The 8,096-nt window shown below is 71.0% G+C and carries 6 protein-coding genes; 5 read left to right on the top strand and 1 reads right to left on the bottom strand.

Features of this window, described 5'->3' with window-relative positions; genetic code table 11:
* Nucleotides 1–37: 37 nt before the first annotated feature.
* Nucleotides 38–1,528, bottom strand: a complete 1,491-nt coding sequence (locus JOB34_RS09175) for a cytochrome P450 (RefSeq protein ID WP_208052369.1) — start codon at nt 1,526–1,528, stop codon at nt 38–40.
* Between the two features lie 174 nt (nt 1,529–1,702).
* On the opposite strand from JOB34_RS09175, the gene JOB34_RS18100 reads away from it, so the two are divergent.
* From JOB34_RS18100 to JOB34_RS09150, 5 genes are all read left to right on the top strand, one after another.
* Nucleotides 1,703–4,549: an AAA family ATPase gene (locus JOB34_RS18100; protein WP_208052368.1), complete on the top strand. Its 2,847-nt coding sequence runs from the start codon at nt 1,703–1,705 to the stop codon at nt 4,547–4,549.
* A gap of 11 nt (nt 4,550–4,560) precedes the next feature.
* Nucleotides 4,561–5,835: a restriction endonuclease gene (locus tag JOB34_RS09165; protein ID WP_208052367.1), complete on the top strand. Its 1,275-nt coding sequence runs from the start codon at nt 4,561–4,563 to the stop codon at nt 5,833–5,835.
* Between the two features lie 61 nt (nt 5,836–5,896).
* Nucleotides 5,897–6,577 carry a DUF4352 domain-containing protein gene (locus JOB34_RS09160; RefSeq protein WP_208052366.1) on the top strand — a complete coding sequence of 227 codons (681 nt, stop codon included), beginning with the start codon at nt 5,897–5,899 and terminating at the stop codon, nt 6,575–6,577.
* A gap of 267 nt (nt 6,578–6,844) precedes the next feature.
* On the top strand, nt 6,845–7,342 hold the full coding sequence (locus tag JOB34_RS09155; RefSeq protein ID WP_208052365.1) for a hypothetical protein: 498 nt from the start codon (nt 6,845–6,847) through the stop codon (nt 7,340–7,342).
* 77 nt (nt 7,343–7,419) lie between these two features.
* Nucleotides 7,420–8,022: a hypothetical protein gene (locus JOB34_RS09150; protein WP_208052364.1), complete on the top strand. Its 603-nt coding sequence runs from the start codon at nt 7,420–7,422 to the stop codon at nt 8,020–8,022.
* The last annotated feature ends 74 nt before the right edge of the window (nt 8,023–8,096 follow it).

The following is an 8,096-nucleotide window of genomic DNA, read 5'->3' as shown; positions in this document are numbered from 1 at the left end:
GCTCCCGGACCTACCTGTGTCACGGTGGGCGGCGCGGTCAGTGGGCGACGGGGCAGCCGGAGATCCCGGATGCCGTTTCCACCTCTGACGGGCGTGGATCTGTAGATCTTGCAACGTCTTTCGGCGTACGTCGGGTGACCCCGAGGCGGAAGTCCCGCGGCATCAGCGTGAGCCGCTCCGCGATCCGCAGGTCGTACGACGGGTCCGGCGTGAGGTCGTAGCGGTGCACCAGCCGGGCCAGCGCTAGCACGGACTCGTGCAGGGCGAACTGCCGCCCGATGCACGCCCGGTCGCCCACGCCGAACGGCAGGTAGGAGTGGGCGGGCCTAGCACGCACGTTCGCGGGCAGGAAGTGGTCCGGGTCGTAGGACTCGGCGTCCGCGCCCCAGACGGACGGGTCGCGGTGCACGGCCGTGAGCATCACGAGCACCCAGTCGTCGCGGTGCAGCGTCCACCGGCCGCCGATCGTCTCGGAGCCGTGCCGCGGTCCGCGCGCGAAGCCCGGAGCGGTCGGCCACAGGCGCAGGGCCTCGTCGAGGCAGCGGCGGATGTAGCGGAACTTCGGCACCTGCTCGAAGGTGGGCACCGCGTCGGGATCGGTCCCGAGGATCGCGTCGGCCTCCTCCTGGGCCCGGCGCATCACCTCGCCGTCGCGGCTCATGTAGTAGAGCGCGAACGACAGGGCGCCCGAGGTGGTCTCGTGTCCCGCGACGAGGAAGGTGTTGATCTGGTAGCGCACGTTGGTCAGGTCCAGGGCGGCACCGGTGTCGGGGTGGCGCGAGTTCAGCATCAGGCCCAGCAGGTCGTCGGTGCGACGGTCACCGCTCGCCCGGCGGGCCTCGACGATGTCGTCGATCATCGCGTCGACGTACTCCCGACGGTCGTCGTAGACCTTCCGTCCGCGCCGCATGAGCAGCCGGCCGCCGGGGACCGCCGACAGGAACGCGCGGCGCTGCCCGCCCGCGAGTGCGGTGATCATGGCGGTCACGAACGGGTGCTGCTCGTCGCTGGTGAACGAGCCGAAATCGGTGCTGAACGACGTCCGCCCGATCGTCTCCAGCGTCATCCTGGTCAGCCAGGGGGACACGTCGACGGGCTCGCTCTCCTGATCCCACGCCGAGATCAACTCCGAGCACACGGCGTTCATCGTGTCGTGATAGCCGCGCATCGAGGCGCGGGTGAACGCCGGCAGCAGCAGATCGTGCGCCAGGGCCCAGTTCGGTTCGTCGGTGTACGCCGTGAAGAGCCCGTCGCCCGCCACCTCGCGCAGTGCCTTGACGCCGGGCGCGAGGGCCTTCTGGAAGCGGCCCTCGTCGCTGAGTTCGGCGGTCAGCGCCGCGTCCGTGGTGAGCACGAACTTCATCCCGAAGGTCCGCAGCTCGAACAGCGGCCCCGCGCCCTTCGACAGGTGCAGCATCTTCTGGACGGGACCCCCGCCCGGAGCGCGCATCACGGAGACGACGTCACCGAGCACGCGTCGGCGTCCCGGGGGGTGCGGTAGCTCGGTGTGGGCGAAATTCGCGGTCATCCTGGGGACTCTCCGGACGCTCGGTTGGATGTCGTCACTGTAAGCCACTTCACACAACAGGTGTAGTGCCCGACCGGTCCCGGGTGCCCGCTGGGGCCCGCTGTGCCCGGCTAAAGTGGGCGACATCCTGGATCCCGCACCGTCCACGCACCGACCCTGAGAGTCCAACCTCACGTGGCCCAACCGCACACCGCGCACGATCAGCCCGCGACCACCGACCAGCCGTCGCCGGAGCACCGACGCGACCTCGAGCGATGGCGTACGACGTACGACCTGCTCGCGGCAGCCGCGCGTCAGGACGCCACCGCGCAGGCCCGCTGGGCCGCCGAGGACCGCCACGGCGAGGAGCGGTGCGCCGAGATGCGGGAGATCCTGCAGGATCTGACGCTGCGCCGGGACGTACGCGCGTTCGCGGCTGCCGTCGCAGCGTGGGGTGCGCGGCCGGGGCCGTTCGCCCAGTTCGCTCCCTCCGGCCCGGCATGGCTGCACCAGCTCGTCGAGGCGAGCGCCGGACACGAACGCGATCTGGCCGACCTGTTCGTCGCGGTGTGCCGGACCCCCCACGGTGACGACGAGGCCGCCGCACGAATCAGGGCTCTGGAAGACGTCGCCAGAACGGGCGGCCACACCACCACGCCCGTTCTGCCGGTGCTCTCCGTGTTCTGGACGACCGACCGTGCCGCCCGGTGGCCGGTCGCGTGGTCGCCCGCCGTGGCGTCGTTCCTCACGCTCGGCTGGATGGGACGGCACATGACCCTCGCCGAGCGCTACGTCGCGTTCGCTCAGCTGTGCCGTGGTCTCGCCTCCCACGACCCACGCGAGGCGGAACGGCTGATGGTCTACCTGGAGGCCGCCGGCCCGTTCGTCGGCGTGGGCAGCGGCCTGCCGCAGACGTGCGACGAGGCCGCGGAGCTGATGGACGAGCACGAGCCGATGCGGGGGTATCCGCGTGCGGAGTCCGAGGCACGGGCCGCGGGCCTGGCGGGCCAGTTGCGAGGCGCGGCAACGCTTCTCACGCGCTCGCTGCGCCGGCCGCTTGAGCAGGCTACCGGGCTGCGGCTGCGGGAGACCAACCTGCAGACGCGCGTTGGCACCGGCCGGGACGCCCCCTTCCGCGCCGACCTGCACGCCACCTGGTCGCTGCCCGGCGACGCAGGGGCGCCGGCGCTGAGACTGTGGGTCACGCGCTCGGGGGTCGCCGTCGGGCTGCACGCGGGCTGGCCCGGGGCCGGACACGTCGGTGTCGGCGCCGAGGACCGACAGGCGCGGATCGTTGCCGCCGTGCAGCGTCATCTGCCGCCGGACGTCCAGTTCCTCGCCGTCGACGGTGCGGCTACCGCCGACCGGGTGTCTCCCGCCGGCCGGTCCTATCCCGGCGGCGAGATCTTCGTGGGCCGCTGGTGGCCCCACCCCGAGGCTCTCGACCGGGCGGACGTCGCCCAGGAACTGCTCGCGACCGCCCGCGCGGTCACGCCCCTCGTGGACGTGCTCGCCGGCCACGACCCGACGCCGACGGGCCCGGCCGACCTGGAGCTGCTGGCGCACCTGGAGCAGTTCCGGGTCGGCCGGCCCTACCCCACGGAGCGCGACGGCTGGCACGAGGAGCAGCGTCGATCGCTGGCCGCCCACCTGGACCCGGACGGTCTCGACGCCTTCGACCTCGCCTCCTTCCGCCGGCTGGTGACCGGACGCGCGTACGGCGCGGTCGGCAGCCATTCGGTGCTCCAGGCGGCCCTGGCCGGCCTCGACGCGCCCGGTCTCGACCGGCTCGCCGGCGCGCTGAAGACGTTGCTCTGGGGCAGCGGAAGCGACGCCGAACGGATCGACGCCGTCCTCAGCGACCCGCCCGTGCCCGGCCTCGGTGAGACGGTCGTGATGAAGCTGATGGCGGTGGTCCACCCGGCGCGCTATCTGCCCGTCTACCCCCTCGGCGGGGCCGACGGCAAGGTCGCTCTGGCCCGCGTGCTCGGGGTCGACCTGCCCGAAACCTCGGATACGACGCGCGCGCGGCTGCACCTGACCGCGTCCGACCGGTTGCGTGCGCGGCTCGAACCGCTGCTGCCCGGCGACCCCTGGGGGCAGGTGCAGTTCGCCCGGTGGCTGCTGCACCGCGGAGAGGCGGTCGCGGATCCGGACCGCGATCTGATCGCCGAGGCAGCCGCCGACCTGCTGGTCGACGAGGACTTCCTGCGCGAGGTTCACCGCTTGCTGGAGGACAAGAAGCAGGTGGTCTTCTACGGGCCGCCGGGCACCGGCAAGACCTTCCTCGCGCAGCGCTTCGCCGCTGCCCTGCAACCCGACTCGACCAAACGGGCCGTCGTGCAGTTCCACCCCTCGACGTCGTACGAAGACTTCTTCGAAGGCTTCCGACCACGCCTGGACGCCCAGGGGCAGATGGTCTACGAGCTGCGCAAGGGCCCGCTCGCGCTGCTCGCCGAAGCCGCCGAGGCCGACCCGACGACCCCGCACGTGATGGTCATCGACGAGATCAATCGGGCCAACCTGCCGCGGGTGTTCGGTGAGCTGCTCTACCTGCTGGAGTACCGCTCGAGCAGCGTCCTCACCTCCTATCGGCCCGACGAGGGCTTCGAGCTGCCGCCCAACCTGCTCTTCATCGGCACCATGAACACCGCCGACCGCTCCATCGCCCTGGTCGACGCGGCGCTGCGCCGGCGTTTCCATTTCGTGCCGTTCATGCCGCACGAGGGTCCGATGGAGGGGCTGCTGCTGCGCTGGTTGAGCGCACACGACGGTCCGGTCTGGGTCGCCGAGCTGGTCGACCGGGTCAACGAGGAGCTGCGGCACGCCCTGCGGGGGCCGCATCTGCAGATCGGCCACAGCCACTTCATGGTCGATCAGTTGGATGACGCTGCGCTGCAACGAATCTGGAACTACAGCATCTACCCGTTCATCGAGGACCAGTTCTACGGCCGCGAGGATCTGCTGCGCACGTTCACCTGGGCGGCAGTCCTCGAGCGGCACGGTCCGACCGGGTCCACCCGCCCGCTCCCGCCCGCCTGACGTCGTACGACGTGCGCACCGTCACGCTCACCGAGCACTCCACGTCCGATCCGTTCCCCCTGGACGGTGCCGCTCGCGAGCGGCTGCTCGATCTGGTGCCGGGGCGACTGGAGGTGCAGGCCACCGCCGATCCCGGGCAGGTGCGACTGCGGTCCACCTCCTGGGTGGGCGCCGTGCACGTGCCGGGGCTCACCGTGCGGGTCACCCCGCGTGCGGCAATGGCGAACCTGTTCACGATGTTCTCCGCAGGGATCCCGGGCGGCACCCTCGGACGTGAGGAAGTCGGCTGGGAGGGCGGCGTCGACCTCGTGGACGGCGTGGCCGCGTTCCTGCTGCGGGCGATCGACGACTGCACCCGCCGCGGGCTGCTGCACGGTTACCTGCACCGGGAGGAGTCGCTGCACGTGATCCGCGGGCGGCTGCTGGTCGAGCAGGTGGCGGTCCGTCCGTGGGCCGCGGCCCGTCCGCCCTGCGGATACGACGACTTCACCGTCGACGTCCCGGAGAACAGGATGCTGCGGTGCGCCCTGGAGCAGCTGCTGCGCTGGCCCGCCCTGCCGCCGGTGCTGCGTCGCGGGGCGACCGCGCTCGCGGTGCGCTTCGACGGGGTGTCGCCCACGGTCCCCGACGACCACCGCGGGGGAGTGCCGATCACCCGGCTCAACGAGCACTACGCGGCGGCGCTCGACCTGGCCGGGCAGGCCCTGGAAGGCGTCACCATCTCCCATCGGGAGGGCGAGCATCGGGCCCATGCGTTCCTGATCGACCTGCAGGACGTGTTTCAGCGGTGGGTCGCCGCCGAGCTCCAGGCCCGGCTGTGGCCGATGCTGCACGTGAGTGAGCGGCCGGCGTACTCCTTGGACGACGATGCCCGGCTGCCGGTCCGTCCGGACCTGGTGGTCATGCGTGGTGATCGGCCGGCCCTGGTGCTGCAGGCTCGCCATCGTCTCGTCGGCGCATCGTCGGCCCTGTCGCAGGAGGTCTCGGCGCTGCTGCTGCAGGCGGCGTCGCTACCGGTGCCGACCGCACTGCTGGTCTACGCCGACGCCGAGCACCCACCCGAGCCGCAGATGCGCATCCGCGGCACCGGCACTCGGCTGCTGTGCCTGCCCCTCACGCTCGACGCGACACCGGACGCGCTGTCGGCTCGCCTGGACGAGATCGCCGAGCTGGTGCGCGTTTTCGGCGCTCGGCCCGCTGCCGAAACGGAACCGGGCGCAGGCGAGCGCCGTCGTACCCACGACCTGATGACGGACCGGCGCCGTTGCGGTGACGGCTCTCAGTGATTACTCACACAGGGATCCGGTGCTCAGCGAGAATGTCGCCACCTCGGACGGGAGACGGAAGATGACGTATCTGCTGACCCGGCGCGGCGGTCGCGGGGTCCGGCTCGCGGTCGTGGCGTCGGCGATCGGGTCGGTCGGCTTCTTCACCGGATGCGGCGCAGGCACCGACGCACCGACCGTCGTCACCCCGAGCCGGGACGTCGTCACCAGCGCTCCGCCGGTCACTGCTCTGCCCAGTACGTCCGACACGGGAGTCGGCACCTGCGGTGCCGACCTGGGATTCGGACCGACCCCTGGTGAGAGCACCAGGTCTCATCGCTTCGGCACGACCGCTCAGGTCGACGACGCCGACACAGGCGCCGGTTCGGACGTGGTGAAGCTGTCGGTCACGGTGCGGGCGCCGCGCGTGGTCTCGGCGGTGGCCGAGGACGCACCGAAGGACGGTTACCAGTACGTCGCTGTGGACCTCTCGGTCACGCTGAACTCCGGGGACTCGACCTACATCGGTTCGATCGATTCGTTCAGTGTGCTCGACCGTCAGGGCAACCGCTGCGACTATCGCGAGGCCACCGGTGCGATCCCTGCAGCGCAGGAATGGAAGGACGGAGACCTGAGCCCGACGAAGAAGACCAGGAAGGGCTCGATGGTCTTCCAGGTGCCGATCGCCGTGGACGTGTCCTCGTTGACGGTGGCGTTCCTTCGAGGTCTGGGTGATACGGCCACCGACAGGTGGACCGACTGAGCCATCTGGCGACCGAATCCTGGATCTCGTGAGCTCCGGGTCTTTTCTGGATCCGGCCGTTCGGGTTCCCGTACCGTCGATTCGATCAGGTCGGCCTAGTGCGAGGAGGAGCGAGTGCGGGGGTCCGGACGTCGTGTGGGGTGGGTCGCCATCGCGGCGGCATGTCTGGGCCTCGTCACCGCATGCAGTGGTGGTGCACATGCGTCGACCTCCTCCGGGACCTCGGCGGCCTCCCGGCCACCGGCGCCGACCTCGACGACTTCGAGGGTGACGTCGGCCCGCTGTGACGCACCGCAGTTCGGGTCGGACCCTTCGCCGGACGCCCAGACACCGACCCGCCCCTGGGGCTCTGCGGTCGCCGTCCGCTCGGCTCCGGATCCGGACGGCCTGGACGGACCGCCCGCGGTCGTCCAGATCCTGGCCAAGACGCCGTCGCAGGTCGCCTCGCCGTCGGAGGCACCCGATCCGGGCCACGTGTTCGTCACGGTCGCCGTCACCCTCAAGGTGGTGGCCGGTTCGGACCATTCCGTGAGCGCTGACCAGTTCGCGCTCTTCGATCCGCGAGGCGATGCCTGCAAGAATGCCAAGGACTCCGACGTCGTGCCGGATGCCCAGCTGCTGCAGGACTCACACCCGAGCGCCGGGTCGCCACCCGCGTCCGGTGCCCTGGTCTTCGAGGTCGACGCCGGGTCCGACCCACGTGCGCTCGTGCTGGCCTACAACGGGGCGTTCAGCCGGGTCGCCAGTGCGCGGTGGCAGTCGTGACCGCGGCCGGACGACACGGTCGGCGGATGGGCGCGCCAGGTCGTGGAGGTGTCTGGGCAGCGCTCGCAGCAGCCGGTGTGATCGCTCTCGCCGGGTGTTCGACCCGGGCACCGGGCGTCGTCGTGCCCCCGTCGCGTGCGGCGACGTCGTCGTCACAGCCGATACCGACAGTCAGCGAAGGCGGTGTCGCCGGTCCGGCGGGTACGGTCACCTGTCCGTTCGACGCCGACCTGTCGGCCGTGCTGAACCCGAAGGCGCAGGTCGTGTCGTTCGGGAGGACCGTGTCGGTGCTCACGGCGTACCCGGCAGCGAAGGTGCAGATCACGGTCGGGACGCCCAGGATCGTCAGCTCGCAGAGTGAGAACCCGCCTCCCGACGGGATGCAGTACGTCGCGTTCCCCACCCTCACCCACCTGGTCTCAGGTGCCTCCTACGGGCAGTCCGACGACAACTTCGCGCTGTACGACCCGCACCGCATCTCCTGCCAGCAGGCGTCCGACTTCGACGACGTCCTTCCCGCGGGCCAGTTGCTCGCGTCGACGGCAACGGTCAGCACGGCGCATCGTGATGCGCGGGGTTCGGTGATCTACGAGACTCCCTCCGGCGCCGATCTGACGTCGTACACGCTCACGTTCGGAGACGACTCCGATGAGTTGGCGAAGGCGGAGTGGACGCGCTGACCCGCTCCGCGACACGAGCTGGCCCCAATGTGCCGCGTCGGGGCATCGCATGAAGGACACTGGTCCCCTGCTCC

Source organism: Allobranchiibius sp. GilTou38 (assembly GCF_017565325.1).
Classification (GTDB): Bacteria; Actinomycetota; Actinomycetes; order Actinomycetales; family Dermatophilaceae; genus Allobranchiibius; species Allobranchiibius huperziae.
The sequence above is the reverse complement of the archived record's forward strand: the minus strand, read 5'-3'. Positions and strand labels throughout refer to the sequence as shown.